Annotated in this window: 15 protein-coding genes; 7 read left to right on the forward strand and 8 right to left on the reverse strand. The window is 62.7% G+C overall.

The annotated features are described in order from the left end of the window. Positions 1-31: 31 nt before the first annotated feature. Positions 32-796, reverse strand: coding sequence for a MerR family transcriptional regulator (locus CYR52_RS13400; RefSeq protein WP_101828753.1), 765 nt, complete (start codon positions 794-796; stop codon positions 32-34). 230 nt (positions 797-1,026) lie between these two features. On the opposite strand from CYR52_RS13400, the gene CYR52_RS13405 reads away from it, so the two are divergent. From CYR52_RS13405 to dinG, 5 genes are all read left to right on the forward strand, one after another. Then, a complete protein-coding gene (locus CYR52_RS13405) occupies positions 1,027-1,587 on the forward strand; it encodes a helix-turn-helix domain-containing protein (protein WP_072926072.1) in 561 nt (186 codons plus the stop codon). A gap of 11 nt (positions 1,588-1,598) precedes the next feature. Further along, entirely contained in the window at positions 1,599-2,141 is a 543-nt protein-coding gene (locus CYR52_RS13410) for a GNAT family N-acetyltransferase (protein ID WP_101828754.1), read from the forward strand. A gap of 132 nt (positions 2,142-2,273) precedes the next feature. Next, positions 2,274-2,753, forward strand: a complete 480-nt coding sequence (locus CYR52_RS13415) for a GNAT family N-acetyltransferase (RefSeq protein WP_101828755.1) — start codon at positions 2,274-2,276, stop codon at positions 2,751-2,753. A 75-nt stretch (positions 2,754-2,828) separates the two neighbouring features. Further along, the gene (locus tag CYR52_RS13420) at positions 2,829-3,464 is read left to right on the forward strand and encodes a glutathione S-transferase family protein (protein WP_072926060.1); all 636 of its coding nucleotides are present in this window, start codon (positions 2,829-2,831) and stop codon (positions 3,462-3,464) included. Positions 3,465-3,542: 78 nt separating this feature from the next. After that, positions 3,543-5,717: an ATP-dependent DNA helicase DinG gene (gene dinG, locus CYR52_RS13425; RefSeq protein WP_101828756.1), complete on the forward strand. Its 2,175-nt coding sequence runs from the start codon at positions 3,543-3,545 to the stop codon at positions 5,715-5,717. A gap of 2 nt (positions 5,718-5,719) precedes the next feature. On the opposite strand, the gene CYR52_RS13430 is transcribed toward dinG, so the two are convergent. The 6 genes from CYR52_RS13430 to CYR52_RS13455 all read right to left on the reverse strand — a co-directional run bounded on the left by CYR52_RS13430 (position 5,720) and on the right by CYR52_RS13455 (position 13,208). Beyond that, positions 5,720-6,760, reverse strand: coding sequence for a fimbrial protein (locus CYR52_RS13430; protein ID WP_072926057.1), 1,041 nt, complete (start codon positions 6,758-6,760; stop codon positions 5,720-5,722). Positions 6,761-6,809: 49 nt separating this feature from the next. Beyond that, positions 6,810-7,880, reverse strand: coding sequence for a fimbrial protein (locus tag CYR52_RS13435; RefSeq protein WP_101828757.1), 1,071 nt, complete (start codon positions 7,878-7,880; stop codon positions 6,810-6,812). A 71-nt stretch (positions 7,881-7,951) separates the two neighbouring features. After that, on the reverse strand, positions 7,952-8,983 hold the full coding sequence (locus tag CYR52_RS13440) for a fimbrial protein (protein WP_072926054.1): 1,032 nt from the start codon (positions 8,981-8,983) through the stop codon (positions 7,952-7,954). A 68-nt stretch (positions 8,984-9,051) separates the two neighbouring features. Beyond that, entirely contained in the window at positions 9,052-11,622 is a 2,571-nt protein-coding gene (locus CYR52_RS13445; protein ID WP_101828758.1) for a fimbria/pilus outer membrane usher protein, read from the reverse strand. Positions 11,623-11,688: 66 nt separating this feature from the next. After that, positions 11,689-12,375 carry a fimbrial biogenesis chaperone gene (locus CYR52_RS13450; protein ID WP_072926050.1) on the reverse strand — a complete coding sequence of 229 codons (687 nt, stop codon included), beginning with the start codon at positions 12,373-12,375 and terminating at the stop codon, positions 11,689-11,691. A 308-nt stretch (positions 12,376-12,683) separates the two neighbouring features. Further along, positions 12,684-13,208, reverse strand: a complete 525-nt coding sequence (locus CYR52_RS13455) for a fimbrial protein (protein ID WP_072926049.1) — start codon at positions 13,206-13,208, stop codon at positions 12,684-12,686. Positions 13,209-13,614: 406 nt separating this feature from the next. On the opposite strand from CYR52_RS13455, the gene ybiB reads away from it, so the two are divergent. Beyond that, the gene (ybiB, locus tag CYR52_RS13460; RefSeq protein WP_101828759.1) at positions 13,615-14,577 is read left to right on the forward strand and encodes a DNA-binding protein YbiB; all 963 of its coding nucleotides are present in this window, start codon (positions 13,615-13,617) and stop codon (positions 14,575-14,577) included. 30 nt (positions 14,578-14,607) lie between these two features. Here the strand turns inward: ybiB and CYR52_RS13465 are convergent, their stop codons facing one another. Then, positions 14,608-14,820 (reverse strand): alkylphosphonate utilization protein, encoded by a 213-nt coding sequence (locus tag CYR52_RS13465; protein WP_101828760.1) that lies wholly within the window; start codon positions 14,818-14,820, stop codon positions 14,608-14,610. 154 nt (positions 14,821-14,974) lie between these two features. Here CYR52_RS13465 and CYR52_RS13470 point away from each other — a divergent pair, with 154 nt between their 5' ends. Next, on the forward strand, positions 14,975-16,825 hold the full coding sequence (locus CYR52_RS13470) for a M3 family metallopeptidase (RefSeq protein ID WP_101828761.1): 1,851 nt from the start codon (positions 14,975-14,977) through the stop codon (positions 16,823-16,825). The last annotated feature ends 485 nt before the right edge of the window (positions 16,826-17,310 follow it).

The raw sequence follows: 17,310 nt of genomic DNA on the forward strand, positions 1-17,310 counted from the left end.
GGCGCACGAACCGGGATAATCCCGGTTATCCTCAGGTGGGGGTGTTTTCAAGCAGGGCAGCGCTGCCCATCAGTTCAATGTCCAGTTTCTGCGCCTGCCAGTCCGCCAGTTGCTGCTGTTGCTGGCGGCTGAGCCGCCCCTCGGCCCACAGCACCACATGGTGCGTATTCAGCGCATCAAGTTGCGGGGCGGTCAGCAGGTCAGCCAGCACATCCACCCGCGCACCGGCTTCGCTGCGCTTGATCCCCTCCAGCCAAAGCTCCGCCCGGTCAGCGCGCCCCCAGCCGATGATCATCAGCGGCTCGCCCGGCGTTTTGCGGCCGGCAGCCAGGCAAAAGGCCGCGTACTCAATCACGATGCCGTCCAGCAGGCTGCGCAGGGTCAGCAGCGGCGCGCCGTGGCTCGCCAGCCGGGCGCGCAACGGCCGCAGGACGTTGTCCACCAACTGGGACGCCGGGTACTCGCGGCCATACTCTTTCAATAACTGGCGGACGCGGTTGAGGTTCACCCGCTGCAACGCGGCCAGCAGGGCATCGGTGAGTTTTGCCCAACTGTCTGTGGCCTCTTCCGGCTTGCCATCCCCCTCCAGCAACGCCCGCACCTGGCCGACCGGCACGCCGCGTTCAATCCAGCTCAGAATGGTATGGATACGGGCCAGGTCGTCATCATCGAACAGCCGGTGCCCGCCTTCGGTGCGTTTGGGTTTGAGCAAACCATATCTTCGCTGCCAGGCACGTAACGTGACGGGATTGATCCCGCAAAGGGCGGCAACTTCGCCGATGCTGTAACGTCTCATCTCTGCCCTCTGGTGTCTAAAATTGCAATAATGTTCGTAATAATAATGAAGGATGTTATCAAATATGCACGGCTAAGACAGTGGCTGAGTTGTTTTGTTTGGTAAAAAAACCGCAAAATACAGGCGGTCAAATTTTGGTGAAGAGATGATCTGGCCCGTCCAGTCCAGCACGCTTGCCTATTTCTCATTTACGGGATAGATTCTCATAATTGAGAAAAAGAGAGCGTTTTATGGACGATAACCAGGATCGCCTGCTGGCACAACGGCTGGTGCAATTACGTACCGCCCGGCAATGGTCGCTTGACCAGCTTGCCCAGCAGACCGGCATCAGCCGGGCAACCTTGTCACGTATTGAACGGGCGGAAACCAGCCCGACCGCCGCCTTGCTCGGCAAGCTGGCGCAGGTGTTCGGCATGACCATGTCACAGCTGCTGCGTGAGATTGAGGAGTCCCCGCCGGAGCTGCTGTCACGGGCCAACCAGCCGGTGTGGCATGACCTGGAAACCGGCTTCGAGCGCCGCTCCGTTTCCCCGCCGACCCAGGGGTTCCGCGCTGAACTGATAGAAGGGCGGCTGCGCGCCGGGGCGTCGATTCATTACGATAACGCGCCGGTGGCCGGGATGCAGCAGCAGATCTGGCTGCTCTCCGGTGCACTGGAATACAGCCTGAGCGACCGCACCTGGCGCCTGACGCCGGGCGATTGCCTGCGCTTTTTGCTCAACGGCCCCTCCCATTTCTACGCGCCCGGCCCTGCCGACGCGCATTATGCCATCGTGATTTGCCGAACCTGACCGGAGCCACCATGACCGATTACCTTCACTATACTGTTACCCCGGAACTGAATGCCGATGACCTGCAAGGCCTGGCACAGGTGTTGCACGCTTGTGTGGCGCACAATGCCAGCGTCGGGTTTGTGCAGCCTTTCAGCCTGGAGGCGGCTGCCGCGTTCTGGCAGGGGCAGGCTGCGTCGGTGGCCGCCGGGGAGCGCATCCTGCTGCTGGCACGCGCCCAGGGGCGGGTGGTCGGCACGGTACAGCTGATCCCGGCGGGTATGCCGAACGGCCGGCACCGCGCTGAAGTCGCCAAATTGCTGGTGCACCCGGATGCCCGGCGGCAGGGCATTGCCCGGTCACTGATGGAGCAGGTAGAGCAGGAAGCCCGCGCGCGCGGCAAACGCCTGCTGGTGCTCGACACTCGCAGCGGCGATGTGGCCGAACAGCTTTACCTGTCGCTCGGCTACCAGATCAGCGGGCAGATCCCGGATTATGTCTTATCCCCCAGCAGCCACGGGTCAGCGCCGGTCTGGGAACCCACTACCGTGATGTTCAAAGCGATAGCGGCGTGATGTTCAAAGCGTTAGCGGCGTGACGGGCGGGCGGGGGTAAGCCAGGTAAAAATGCGGACTTAATGCGTGCCGATAAATAACCGCACTGATGCCGGTGGAATAACGTCGCCGGCCTGAATACGGAGACGCACCATGCATGAACACGCCATCACCGTACGCCGCGCCGCAGCCGGGGGGGCCGATGCACAAATGCTGATGGAGGAGTTGTCAGACGCGCTGCTCACCATCACCGGCAGCAGCGGGCGCGCCTCCTTTGATGCCGGACAGATGCAGCAGCCCGGCTGCTGTTTTGTGCTGGCGTATGACCCCCACGGCAACCCGGTGGGCTGCGGCGCGTTCCGGCCGCTGGACCAGGGGATTGCGGAGGTCAAGCGGGTCTATGCCCGGCGCAGCGCCCGCGGCGTCGGCTCGGCGGTGCTGCGTTATCTGGAAACGGAAGCCGCCCGGCTCGGCTACCGGCAAATCTGGCTCGAAACCCGGCTGGTGAACCTGACGGCGGTGCGTTTTTACCTGGCCCACGGCTACCGGGAGATCGCCGCCTATGGCGATTACATCGGCAAAGCGGATGCGGTCTGCCTGGGGAAAAAGCTCGGCGGGATGCCGGAAGGGTGAGCGCGCACGGCCTGACGCCGGGCATTTTGGTCTACAGTTAGCCTAGGACCAAGCCCGTGACACAGGAGTTATACCATGAGCGGAACCTATACGCTGTATGGCCGTAAAGGCTGCGGATCGGCCATTGTCGCCGCTGCGCTGAAGCTGACCCGGCTTCCTTACCACTATCAGGAGGTGGATGACCAGACGGACTGCCCGGAGTATGAGCGGCTGCTGGCGCTCAACCCGCTGGGGCAGGTGCCGGTACTGCGGCTGCCGGACGGCACCGTGATGACGGAAACCGCGGCGATTCTGGTGCTGCTGCACCTGCGCTGGCCGCTGGCGGGGCTGATCCCGTCGAGTGAGGGCGGCCACCTGCCGGTGTTCCTGCGCTGGATTATGGTGATCAACGCCCAGATTTACCCCTCCTTTACCTACGGCGACCAGCCGGAAAAATGGCTGCCGGGCGTCGATAACCCCAAAGTGCTGACCGACACCACCGATGGCCTGCGCAAAAAACTCTGGTTGCAGATTGAAGCCGCCGCTGACGCCAACGGCCCGTGGTTTTTCGGCGCGACCTTCTGCGCGCTCGACATTTATATTGCGGTGATGCACCACTGGCGGCCGGGGCCGGTATGGTTTGCCGAATACGCGCCGCGCCTGGAGGCGATTGCCAAAAACGTGGCCCGCCACCCCCGGCTTGAGACGCTGTTCCGCGAGCAATTTAGCTGACAACCCTTACCCACGGGCTGACGTGCGCGCCGGTCTGTGGGAGAATAGCGCCAAACCCTGTATAGATAACCAGATGCTATGGCGCTCACCCCCGCACTAAAAAACCAGATAGGCCAGTGGTATAAGGCCCTGCAAAACCAGATCCCCGATTTTATTCCCCGCGCGCCGCAGCGCCAGATGATCGCTGATGTCGCCAAAACCCTTTCCGGCGATGAGAGCCGCCATCTGGTGATCGAAGCGCCCACCGGCGTCGGCAAAACCCTCTCTTACCTGATCCCCGGCATCGCGGTCAGCCGGGCCGAGGGCAAGCCGCTGGTGGTCAGCACCGCCAATGTGGCGTTACAGGACCAGATCTACAGCAAGGATCTGCCGCTGCTGAAGAAGATCATCCCTGACCTTAAATTCACCGGGGCGTTTGGCCGCCGCCGCTACGTCTGCCCACGCAATCTGGCGGCACTCAGCAGTGACGAGGCAGCGCAGGGCGATCTCGGCCTGTTTCTGGATGATGAACTCGCCCCGGCCAGCGGCGAGGAGCACGCCTTGTGCGTCAAACTCGGCAAGGCGCTGAGCAACCATACCTGGGACGGCCTGCGCGACCATTACCCCCAGACCATCCAGGACCCGCTGTGGGCGAAGCTCAGCACCGACAAGGTCAACTGCCTGGGGCGCAACTGCCACTATGTGCGTGACTGCCCCTACTTCATCGCCCGCAAGGAGATTGAGAGCGCCGATGTGGTGGTCGCCAACCATGCGCTGGTGATGGCGGCGCTGGAGTCGGAATCGGTATTGCCGCCGGCCAAGGATCTGCTGCTGGTGCTGGACGAAGGGCACCACCTGCCGGAGGTGGCGCGCGATGCGCTGGAGATGGCGGGCGAAATCGGCGCGGTGTCGGCCAACCTTCAGCTCGAGAACCTGTTCCGCCAGATGGAAGTCTGCATCAGCCATTTCCCGCCGAAAAGCCCGCCGCCGCTGGCGAACCTTGAGCGGCTGAAAACCCACTGCGAGGAGCTGCGCGAACTTCAGGCGCAGGTGGAGCGCGAGCTCGCCGCGTACCTGCCGCCGGATGTGGTGGAGGCGGAGCACCGCTTTGAGATGGGCGAACTGCCGGCGGCGCTGCCGGAAACCTGCACCCGGCTGTTCAAGCTCACCGATGCCTTGCGGGGGCTGACGGAATATATGCAGAACGATCTCAGCGAAAAGACCGGCAAACATGATGTGGTGCGGCTGCACCGTACCCTGTTGCAGATGAACCGCGCGTTCGGCTATTTCGAGGCGATGAGCAAGCTGTGGCGGCTGGCGGCGCTGGCGCAGTCCTCCAATGCGCCGATCAGCAAATGGGTGACGCGCAGCCAGCGCGACAACGTGGCGCATCTGACGCTGCACTGCGTCGGCATCCGCGTCAGCGATCAGCTGGAAAAGATGCTGTGGCGCAAGGTGCCGCATGTGGTGGTGACCTCTGCCACGCTGCGCTCGCTCAACAGCTTCGCCCGTTTGCAGGAGCTGAGCGGGCTGAGCGAAAAGGCCGGTGACCGCTTTGTGACGCTGGATTCGCCGTTCAACCATATCGACCAGGGCCGGCTGGTGATCCCCCAGATGCGCTATGAGCCGCTGATGACGCACGAGGCGGAGCACCTGGCGGAGATGGCGCACTTTTTCCGCGCCCAGGTGGCGGAGAAAAAGCACAAGGGGATGCTGGTGCTGTTTGCCAGCAACCGGGCGATGCAGACCTTTTTAAGCCATGTGCAGGATCTCCGGCTGATGCTGCTGGTGCAGGGTGACCAGCCGCGTTACCGGCTGGTGGAGACGCACCGCAAAAAAGTCGAGGCAGGGAGCCAGAGCGTGCTGGTGGGGCTGCAATCTTTTGCCGAAGGGCTGGATCTCAAGGGCGAGCTGCTGACGCAGGTGCACATCCATAAAATCGCCTTCCCGCCGGTGGACAGCCCGGTGATCGTCACCGAGGGCGAGTGGCTGAAATCCCTGAAGCGTTACCCGTTCGAGGTGCAGAGCCTGCCGAGCGCCTCGTTTAACCTGATCCAGCAGGTCGGGCGGTTGATCCGCAGCCACCAGTGCACCGGTGACATCGTGATCTATGACCGCCGCCTGCTGAGCAAAAGCTACGGCGCACGGTTGCTGGCGGCGCTGCCGGTGTTCCCGATCCACCAGCCGCCGATGCCGGAGGGCGCACCGCCTGCACCGGTGGTGGCCGCCGCCAAAAAAACCGCGAAACCCGTCCGCCGCCGCACCCGCCGCTGAGGTTACTGGATCTCCACCTCCATCAGCGCAGAGGCGCTGAAAGTGCCGGTGGCCGGGGCGGCACCGGTGGTATTGACCGGCCAGGCGTAGAGAAATTGCCGCCCGGACTGGTTCTGCACATCCAGCGGCAGCGGCAGGCGGCCGCTGTTGAGCGGAAGCGGCACCAGGTTTTCGTCCGCCACCCGCACGCCGATGTCCGGGTTGGAGGTCTGCAATACGCCGGGCAGCGCCGCACTCTCCTCCCCCAGCAACACCAGCTCAAGGTGCATGGTGTCGTTGATATTTCTGCAGGCATACTCCAGCGTAATCTGCTGTGGGACATACCCGGCGGGCATCGCGCCGGGGGTCAGCAGGGCGGCGCTGCGGATCTGGCCGAGGTTGACGTTAATCACCCGGCCGTCATCGATGGCGCAGGTCTGCGGCACGAGCAGGGTACCGAAGACGGAAATCCGGCTGACCGGCTGGGTGCCGTAACTGCCCTGCGCGCCCCAGCGGGCATAGATTTCCATCAGCCGGGTGAGGGGAATGGTCAGCTGGCCGGTAAAGCCGGCAGCCAGGTACAGCGACAGGGTGCCGTGGTTGGCCACCTCCTCTGACGGGCTGTAGTGGGTGCCGTCACTGCCGCACGGGTAACTTCCCCCATCCGACAGGTCATCGAACGGGGCCGGCACCGGGATGCCGCCTTTCACCCCCAGTTTGGCGCCGATGTGCAGCGAGTCATTCACAATAAAGTAGGTCTGGTCGCCGTCCCGGTAGCCGGGCGGCAGCAGGATTTCGCTGCGGAAATAGAGCGCCGCATTGCCCCCTTCACAGCGGCACTCCATCGGAAACTGATTCGACAACTGGAACACGACCGCGTCCGGCAATACCTGCCCGCCCTGGTTGTGCGCGCTGTCGATCTCGCTTCTGTCCAGTTGCAACAGATAAGGGGTGGTGTAATGCAGGGTTTCACAGCCGCCCGCCCACGCCGCCCGGCCGCCCAGCAGCGCGGCCAGCATCAGGCCGGTGATCCCCAGGCCGGCCCGCCACCGCCGGGGCATCATACGCTGCCCCGGTTGCCGCAGGGTAAAAGGTAACCGGCAGGTGCGGGGATCATTGGATCTGCACCTCCATCAGCGCCGAGGCACTGAAGGGGCCGGCGGCCGGGGCATTGCCGGTGGTATTGACCGGCCAGGCGTATAAATACTGCCGGCCGGAGCGGTTCGAGTTGCCGGTGGTCAGCGGCAGCGGCAGACGGCTGTGGTTGATCAGCAGCGGGGCCATGTTGCTGTCAGTGAGCTGCACGCCGATGTCCGGGTTAGAGCTTTGTAACACGCCGGGCAGCGCCGCGCTCTCTTCGCCAAGCAGCGTCAGCTCAAGGCGCATCTCCTCGGTAATGTTATTACAGAGATAGTCCAGCGTAATGTGCTGAGGGGTGTAACCAACAGGCATGGCACCGGGGATGCGGATGTCAGTGCTGCGGATCGGGCCGAGATCGACATTCACCACCTGTGCATCGCCAATGATGCAGGCCTGCGGCACGACCAGGGTGCCGTACACCGCAAACCGGCTGACCGGCGTGGTACCGTAGCCGCCCTGGGTGCCCCAGCGGGCATAGATTTCCATTATCCGGGTGTAGGGGATTTCCAGCTCGCCGGTAAAGCCTTCGGCCACATACAGCGACAGGGTGCCGCTGTAGGCCGTTTCATTGACCGGGTGATGGTAAATCCCGTCGCTGCCGCAGGGGTAACTTCCGCCGTCAGAGAGATCCTCGAACGGCATCGGGCGCAGCGAGCCATCGTTCATCCGCAGTTTAAGCCCGGCATGCAGCGACGGCTTCACGATGTAATAGGTCAGGCTGCCGTCCTGGTAGCCGGGCGGCAACAGGCTTACGCTGCGAAAATAGAGCGCCGCGCTACCCCCTTCGCACCGGCAATCGATGGCGCCCCCCCTGCGCACATAAAAGGTGTGCATATCCGGTAACACCTGCCCGGCCATATTATGGGCGGTATTAATATCGTCACTGTCCAGCTTGATGGAATAGGGGGCCGGCCTCGAGAGAGGGGTGCAGCTTCCGGCCCACGCCGCCGGGCTGCCGGTCAGGCCCAGCCCTGTCAGGCTGACCAGTATCAGGCCGGCCAATATCAGAACAGCCAACAACCGCAGAGATCTAACGTGTCTCATGTGTGGCTCCCGGGCGATGGGTTGCCCTGTCAGGTAACGGTGACCGGCAGGCGGGCCTCCCGGCGCAGAACTTAATGGAATTCGACCTCCAGCAGTGCCGAGGCGTTGAAGGGGCCGGTGGCCGGGGGCTTGCCGGTGGTATTGACCGGCCAGGCGTACAACACCTGTTGGCCGGTTTCATACTGGATATCCCCATAGTTAAGGGTGAGCGGCACCTCGCCGCCATTGACGTCAAAGGGCTTCATGTTCTGATCCGCCACCTGCACGCCGATATCCGGGTTGGAGGTTTGTAAGGTGCCGGGCAGGTCAGCGCTCTCCTGGCCATACAGGGTCAGTTCGATCTGCATGGTTTCGGTGATGTTGGCGCACATATACTCCAGCCTCACCGCCTGGGGGGTGTAGTTGGCGGGCAGCGCGCCGGGGACCAGGATATCGGCACTGCGGAGGGTGCCGAGGTCGATATTAATGACGGTGCCGTCATTAATCCGGCAGGTTTGCGGCGCGATCAGCTGGCCGGCGATAAGCAACTCGTTGATGTGTGTGGCGCTGTAGCCGCCCTGGGTGCCCCAGCGGGCATACACCCGCGCTAACAGGATGGGCGGAATGACCAGCTTTCCGGTAAAACCTTTGACCAGGTAAAGCGACAGCGTCCCCTTACTCCCGGTTTCCGCAATAGGGCTGTGGTAAAACCCGTCACTGCCGCAGGGATGGCTTAACCCGTCGGAAACATCCTCAAAGGGGGCAGGGATAAGCGGCCCATCATTGATCCGGTATTTAAGGCCAATCTGCGCCGAGGGATGCACGATATAATACGTCATGGAGCCGTCGTTGTAGCCGGGCGGTAAGGTGATCACACTTTTGAAATAGAGCGCGGCGCTGCCCCCTTCGCACCGGCAATCCATCGGATGGGTGTCCCCCCCATATACGGTGATCATATCCGGTATCACCATGCCGGAGTCATCGAGTACATACCGCCCCTGATCCAATTCTGTAAAATAGCGCCCCGGTTGCTCGACCATCAGGCACTCCCCGGCCCACACCGCCGGGCTGCCCAGCAGCATCCCCGCGAACATGACGCTTTCCCACCGCAGGCTGTTCAACATGACGCCCTCCTGTTTTCCGGGCGATGGCCGCCCCTCAAGATAAACCCTGGCCTGCCGACGCCCGCAGGCTAACGGCAGGCCGCCTGCACACTGCGCACCGGCTCGCCCTGATCCGCGTCCGGCAGGGTGAGATACGCGCGGCACGTTTGCTGCGCGCCATTGCCCCATTTCACGATGACCTCCGCCTGGGGCGGCACACCGCTCAGGTAGAGCTCGCCGCCGTCGCCGACAATGCCGGACACCGACGGGTCACTGGCCAGCGTCGCCACAGCACCGAACGGCAACGGGCGGCCGTCACGCGTCAGGGTTACCACTACCCGGTAACCGAGGTGGGTGGCAAAGTGCGCCAGCACCACCGCGCCTTTGGTCGGCACCACGCTTTGCGTCGCCATCGGCAGGTCGGTGTTCTCCGGCAGGGTGGTGGTGTCCAGCACCAGCCGGTTCTCCCGGTAAGGGGAGAGGTAAGGCACCAGCAGGTAGCCGCGCGGGTCGGTATGCACCCCGACGTTATTCCTGATTTTCACCCCGCCCGCGCCGGGCGCATGCACCAGCGCCAGCGTCTCACCCACCGGCTGGCCGAGCGCCGCGCCGTAAGGGGTAGCGACCGCGCTGCCCTGTAGCCGGTAGTTCACCCGGCTGCCGCTGCTGTCGCTGTTGTAGCCCAGCCCGGCCTCCCCATATGCGCCGCGGTAATCCACCGTCGCCAGCCCGGAACCGCCGCCGTACTGGTTGTCATAGCCCGCTTGCAGGGTGTAGCTCAGGTTGCCGTCCTCCAGCGCGCTGCCGTTCAGCCCCACCTGCTGGCTGTGGTGGCGGGCGGCGTCGGTGGTGGCGGAGTAGGTGGCATAGGTGCGCGGCAGCCAGCCGTCGAGCGGCACCTGCACCGTCAGCGAGAGTTGCCGGTCATCGCTCAGGCGGTTGTCGTGGTCATCGTCGTCGTCCAGCGAGGAGACGCTCTGCACCCAGGCATAGGAGAGGCTCAGCGAGATGCGCCCGAGGGTGGTGCTGTAGCCGACATTCAGGTTGCGCTCATTATTGCCGGTGCCCCAGTACTGTTGCTGGTAGGCGGAGAGATAGAGGCTGCCGCCGTCACGGCCCAGCGGCTGGCTCAGGTTCACCTGCAGGCGGCTGCGCCGGTTGTGGCTGCTCAGCCAGTCGCCGTCATCGTTCTGGCGATCGTGGACATCCGCCGCGTCGGCAAACGAGAAGTAGCCCTGCGAGGCGTAGCGGGTCGCGGCCAGCGTCAGCGACGTGTTAGTGCTTTCGAACACTTTGTTGTATTGCAGGCGGAACGCCGCGCCGCGCTGAGGCTCATCGGTGAAGCGGGCGGGCAGGATGGCGCGTGCCTGCGCGGCATCCACGGAAACGGACCCGGCATAGCCCAGCCCGAGGCCGACGCCCAGCAGCGCCGACTGGTAATCCTCCGCCACCAGCAGGCCGCCGTAGCCGGTCACTGCATGGGGGAAGCCGTAACGCAGCGTCACCTGGCCGAAGCCCGGCCGGTAGTTGCCGTAATTGGCGTGGTACGCCCCGGCCACCCCTTCATAGTCCAGGTGCCCCTCGCGCTGCATCATCGGCACCGCCGCGAATGCCTGGGTAAAGGTCTGCTCGCTGCCGTCCGCTTCGGTCACCGTCACCGCCAGCGTGCCGCCGCTGCTGGTGGGGTAGAGGTCATCAATCACAAACGCGCCGGGCGGCACGTAACGCTGGTCAATCACATTGCTGTTCTGCCGGATGGTCACCCGCGCATTGCTGCGGGCGATGCCGCGCACCACCGGCGCAAAACCGCGGCGGCTGTCGGGCAGCATGTCATCGGCCGAGGCGAGTTGCAGGCCGCGAAACGGCACGCTGTCGAAAATATCGGACGTGGTGGAGCCGTCGCCGATGACCAGTTCCCCCTGCAACGATGGAATGCCCCGTTGCAGCCAGGTGCGCAGCGTGTCCCAGCGGCGGCGGTAGCTGCCGTCCTCGCCGCCTTCGCTGTCCGTCATGTAGGTGGAATAGTTGCGCAGCCGCCACGCCCCCCAGTTCGCCCCGGAGAGCAGGTTCAGGTAGTAGCTGTTGGCCGGTGGCGCGTCGCTGTCACGGGAAAGGGCTTTCTGGCCGGTGGCGTTGTAGTTGGCGAGCAGCGCCGGCACGCCGTTGTCCCAGCGTTCCGGCGGCACCGTGCCGCGGGCGGTATTGCGCAGCGCAATCTGCGGCACCGACAGGGTAAGCCGCTGCCGGGCGAAATCAAACTGGGTGGACGCATCAGGGATATAGTCTGCCAGCGGGGCGACCGGCGCATCGGGCGGCAGGTCACGCAGCCGCGGCAGCGCAGCCACATTGACCCCGAGCGCCGCCAGCGCCGCCGGGGTGAATTGCGGCTCCAGCCGGTTGCCGAGGCGCACAAAGGTGACGTCCCGCGTGACCTGATGGGTCAGGTTCAGCACGATATCCACATGGTAACTGCCCGGCAACTGCCCGCCCGGCGTGTCAAACTGGCTGAGATCCACCGGCTGCCGGGCCGGATTATCGATGTCAAACGCCCGCGGGTCAAAGTAGCCCTCGGTGCGGCCCTCCGCCGTCAGCAGGGAAAGGGCGAACAGCCATAAAACAGGTGCGGGCCGGGGCATCCGGCCGGTAAGTGATGATGGCATGCCGCTGTCCCTAGCCGGAAACCCGGCAATGCGATGGGCGCCCTATAAAGGGCGGTTGTCTCTTTTCTAGTGGTGTAACGGTGAGTGTTGTACCGGCGTGCTGCTGCCGTAATCGGTGATCACGCTCCAGCTGACCTGCCCGGCCGGCCCGGCAGGCAAGGGGTAATCGCTCCGGCCGAACGGGGCGAGGGTCAGCGCCGCCAGCGAGGCCGTGACCGGTTTGCCGTCGGCGCTGATCTGCTTCAGGTTCACGTAATAAGGGGTCGGGTTTTGGGCCGTCAGCGTGCTGCCGCGCATACTGAAGGTTATCTGCCGCCACGCCTCCTCCGCCCCTTTAGCCAGCGCCGCCGGGCGGTAAAAGAGTTTCAGCCGGGTTTTCACCGTGAGGTGCAACATATTGGTGGTGGTGCTTTTCTCCAGTTGCGGCACGGATTTGATGTTCAGCCAGTAGAGGGTTTCCCTGTCCTGCGGCAGGCCACTGCGGGTCAGCACAATGCGCAGCACATTCTCCTGGCCGGGATCGAGGCGGAACAGCGGCGGCGTCACCAGAAACGGCGCTTTCCCGCTGTTTTCACCCTCCACCCAGCTCTGAATGAGATAGGGGCGATCCTGCTCGGGGTTGCTTACCGACAGCGCGGTCTCCTTATTATTTCCGGGAAACACCACCCGGGTGCCGCCAATGATTACCCCAGCCTGAAGCGGCAGGGAAATAACCCATAGCAGGGCAGCCAGGGCGGGAAATAATGGCTTCATGCAACGCGGCCTATACAGTGTGTAATAGCTTGAGTGTAGTCAGAGAATAGCGCGACGCCATTCACCTGAAAACACATTAAAAAGATTGGTCAGTACAGGGTGGCTAATAAGGGCAGGGGGAATAACCGGGTAGGAAATAAATAGAAAAAGGGCGGCGCACCCTTGTTGGCTGCGCCGGAATGATAACAGGCGTTAATGTCCTGAATAAAATTAACCACAGGAAAAAGAAAAAACGGCATGTCCTTCGCAATACCCTTCCTTATTTAAAATGAAATAATCGCGGTTTTGTGATCCTGACCGCGCTTTTATCACGGGTAAACCATCGTGAATTGCGCGGTACTGTTGGCGGCACCCGGTGTCACGGCATCGGCGGTGGACATGTAGCTGGCGTAGAAGGTCAGCGTATTGGCACCGGCCTGGATCGGGTATTGCGCGGAGTTCTGGCCCAGCTTGATGTGCTGTTCTTCGCGGTCGGAGAACTCAATCGCCACGCCGGTTGCAGCCAGCGCACCGGATTCAATCTCCAGCAGCTCTGTATTGGCGGCATTGGCCGGGCCGTCGAATTTCACTTCAACGTTACCCGCATCCGGGCATTCGGAGAGCGCGATATTGAACTGGGTGGCCGCCGCTTTTTTACCGGCTGCCCCGCTCAGGGACGAGGCAGACACTGCACCCATATCGACATTCTGAGTTGCGGTATCCACGGTGCAGGCGGTATCAGTAATACTGCCGGTGAAATTAATGGTGCCGTCAGCGGCCTGGCTGTAATGGGAAATAAACAGCGCGCTCGCGATAAGCGTAATTGCCGTGACGTGCGATTTAATATTTTTCATGATAAATTCTCGTTGAGGTAGTGGGTGAATGATATTCCGGTGAAGAATCCGGTGAATGATGAAATAACAGGGGTGCCTGATGGCGTTATATTCCGGTAATGCCTGTGCGTTTCGCCTTCATTGCCCCTGTGTCATATCATTTCTGGTGCGTATATAATCACCCCATGAATGATTGATCGAGTTATCTATATTAAATCTTTATTTAACTGCGTATAAAACGATCTAAAAGAGTGGTTATTCAATTAATTAGCGTGCGACTAATAATCGCGCTGGCCTATTTTTTTCATTCTGTTAACCTTCCATTTACCGCTGGGGACCGGGGAAAACACGGCAGCGGAGTCAGGCGATGTGCCGGAGGCGGCAGCGGCGTTATGCTGGCCGCCAGTCACGCAGTGAGGACAGGGCGATGGATTACACCAAAATTATTAAAGAAGTGGGGCGCGGCAAAAACCATGCGCGCGACCTGGACCGGGAGACCGCCCAGGCGCTCTACCGGCAGATGCTGGCGGGCGAGGTGCCTGAGCTGGAGCTGGGCGCGGTGCTGATTGCGTTGCGCATCAAGGGCGAAGCGGAAGAGGAGATGCTGGGCTTCTACCAGGCGATGGATGAACGGGTGATGCGGCTGGACGCCCCGGCCGGGAAACCGCTGCCGGTGGTGATCCCGAGTTACAACGGCGCGCGCAAACAGGCCAACCTGACGCCGTTGCTGGCGCTGCTGCTCAGCCGCCTCGGCCTGCCGGTGGTGGTGCATGGTGTGAGTGAAGACCGTTCCCGCGTTACCAGCGCAGAGATTTTCAGCGCGCTGGGCATCACCCCGGCGGCGTCACAGGCACAGGCGCAACAGCAACTGGACGAGGGCGGGCAGCCGCTGTTTATCCCGGTGTCGCTGCTCTGCCCGCCGCTGGAAACGCAGCTCAATCTGCGCTGGCGGATGGGGGTGCGCAACAGCGCCCACACGCTGGCAAAACTGGCAACGCCGTTTGCCGGGGACGCGCTGCGGCTCTCGAGCGTCTCCCACCCGGAGTATATTGAGCGGGTCGGGGGCTTTTTCCGGCAGATCAACGGCCGGGCGCTGCTGATGCAGGGCACGGAGGGGGAGGCGTACGCCAACCCGCAGCGCGCCACGCCGCTCTACCTGATCCATCAGGGCACCATGCAGGCACTGACTGAACGGCAGGAGTACAGCGAAGCCGATTTACCGGCAGACAAAAGCGTTGAGGTCACGGCGCGCTGGACAGCGCGCTGTCTGGCGGGGGAGGCGGCGGTGCCGCAGGCGCTGCGCACCCAACTGGCGGCCTGCCTGCTGGCGACCGGCGAAGCGGCGGATCTGGCGGCGGCCACCGCGCGGGTGGACGCCCTGCTCAGCTGAGCCTGCCTCTCCGGTGCCGGCCGGGGAGGGTCAGACTTTCTTCAGGAAACAGGTTTTCAGCACCAGCCCTTTTATCTTGTCTGACCGGCACTCGATCTCATCAGGATTGTTGGTCAGGCGGATATTCTTCACCACCGTGCCGCGCTTGAGCGTGGCAGAGGTGCCTTTTACCTTCAGGTCTTTAATCAGCTGCACCGAGTCACCCTCGGCCAGCAGCGCGCCGTTGCTGTCTTTCACATCCATTACACATCTCTCTTTGCCATGATTGCGGGGCGCGGAGTATACCCACTTTTCCCCGCTAACCCCTGATGCCAGATCAATTTTTACGTTGCATTCAACCCGGCCGCCGTGGGTGGTAGACTGAAACGTGAATGTTATTACGACCAGGAAGGCAGGCATGCAACAGGCATCCGAGTATTTCAATGCATTGAATCATGAGTATCTCGCCGTGCATCAGGCGAAAGAGGAGTTGTTCTGGCAGAACTACATGGGCACCGGCGCAGAGGATGTGGCGGAGAAATTTGCTGCGGCGGAGAGCGCCTATAAGCGCTTCATCGCCAACCCGGCGCGGCTGGGTGAACTGCGCGCGCTGATTACCCAGGCAGAGCAGCAACCGGCAGGTGACGATCGGGCTGCCTTGCTGCACGGCCTGCGCGGCTGGCAGCGTTTTTTCGAGAGTAACGCGATTGAAGACCCGGCCGCCCAGGCGTTGATGGATGAGATTATCCAGGCGGAAAGCGCGCTCTACAGCCGCCGCAAAACCCTGCGGCTGACCCACCAGACCGCGCCGGGCCAGGAGGCCGAGGCGTCGCTTGGCGAGTTGCTGACCAACCAGGCCACCCATGATGATGAAACCTGCCGCCGCAGTTCGCAGCAGGCGCTGCGCGGGCTGGAGCAGTGGTTGCTGGTGAACGGCCTGCCGGAGCTGGTGACGCTGCGTAACCGCTTCGCCCGCCGGATGGGTTTCCGCAACTATTTCGATTACAAAGTAAACCTGACCGAGCGCATGACGCCGGAGGCGCTGTTCGCCATTCTTGACCGTTTCGAGCAGGAGACGCGCGAGGCCAACGCCCGCAGCCTGCAACAGCTCGCTGCCAATAAAGGGCCGGACGCGCTGGAAGCCTGGAACATCCGCTACGCCAGCGCCGGTGACGTGACCCGCCAGCTCGACCCCTATTTCCCGTTCTCGCAGTCATTGCAGCGCTGGGTGGAGAGTTTTAAACGGCTGCATATTGGGTTCCGCGGGGCGCAGATGCAGCTCGACCTGCTGGTGCGGCGCGGCAAGTATGAGAACGGCTTTATGCACGGCCCGGTGCCGGCGTTTTACGACCGGGGCACCTGGGTACCGGCCAGGCTGAACTTTACCAGCCTGGCGCAGCCCGATCAGGTCGGCAGCGGGGCATCCGGTTTGAACACGCTGTTCCATGAAGGCGGCCATGCGGCGCATTTCGCCAATATCACCCAGAACGCGCCCTGTTTTTCGCAGGAGTTCGCGCCGACCTCCATGGCCTACGCCGAAACCCAGTCAATGTTCTGCGACAGCCTGCTGGATGACGCCGACTGGCTGAAGCGTTATGCGCTGGACAACAACGGCGAGCCGGTGCCGGACGCGCTGATCCGCGCGGGCATTGAGGCACGCCAGCCGATGCGCGCCTTCAACGAGCGCCATATCCTGCTGGTGCCGTACTTTGAGTGGTCGCTTTACCAGATGGCGGAAGCGGATCTGACGCCTGCAGCTATCACGCAGCTGGCGCGTGAGACCGAGCAGCGGATCCTGGGCGTAGACAGCCCGCGCCCGACGCTGGCGATCCCGCATTTGCTGTCGATGGAGTCCGCCTGTTCCTACCAGGGTTACCTGCTGGCGATGATGGCGGTGGAGCAGACGCGCCACTTCTTCCTGCAACGTGACGGTTACCTGACGGATAACCCGGCCATCGGCCCTGATCTGGCGGCGCACTACTGGCAGCCGGGCAACAGCGTCAGCCACAACGACACGCTGCTGAGCCTGACCGGCGAGGGGTTCAACCCGGACTATCTGGCGCAGGCCTGTAACCAGACCGCCGAGCAGGCGTGGCAACAGGCGCAGGTGACGATTGTGTCGGCCGCGACCCGCCCGCAGCCTGCCGCGGATTTCGACCTGGAGGCGGCGATCAGGATCGTCGATGGTGAGCGGGTGATTGCGGATAACCGTGAGGGGGATGAGGGGATGTGTGGGGATTTTGCGGCGTATATTCGTTCACACTATTGAGTTTTGAGTTTTGAGTTTTAATTGGTGAGGTGGGATGTTTCGGTTGGGCGGTGGCATGTTTCGGTTGTTTATATGTATTTATGCAGCCGATGCTAATCGGGAACGGAGGTTGTTGCGTTGGCAAACGCCTGCATTCCTTCTGCGGCTTCGCTGCCGCCACCGCGCAAGGGGCGCGTAAGCGCGCGCCCCTTGCATCCCCGCGCTTTTGGGTGCCCCGGCAGAATTATTGGCCGCTCCCGCGGGTGTATTCGCCCCATCCCTGGGGCTCACCCCTTCGGGGCAACGCTCCGCGTTGTACAAATTGGCTCCTGGCCAATTTGTCCCTCCAGCGTCCTCCGGGCTTTTCGGGCCGGGACAGACACGCTCCCAGCGTGGCTGTCCCTTTCGCACACATCCCTGTGTGCTCACCCGGCCCTGCGTCCTCGTCGGCAATAATTTTAATGCCCCCACCTAACTGCAAATTCTTCGCTATGTAAGGAAAGAGT

Source organism: Chimaeribacter arupi, assembly GCF_002858805.1.
GTDB lineage: Bacteria > Pseudomonadota > Gammaproteobacteria > Enterobacterales > Enterobacteriaceae > Chimaeribacter > Chimaeribacter arupi.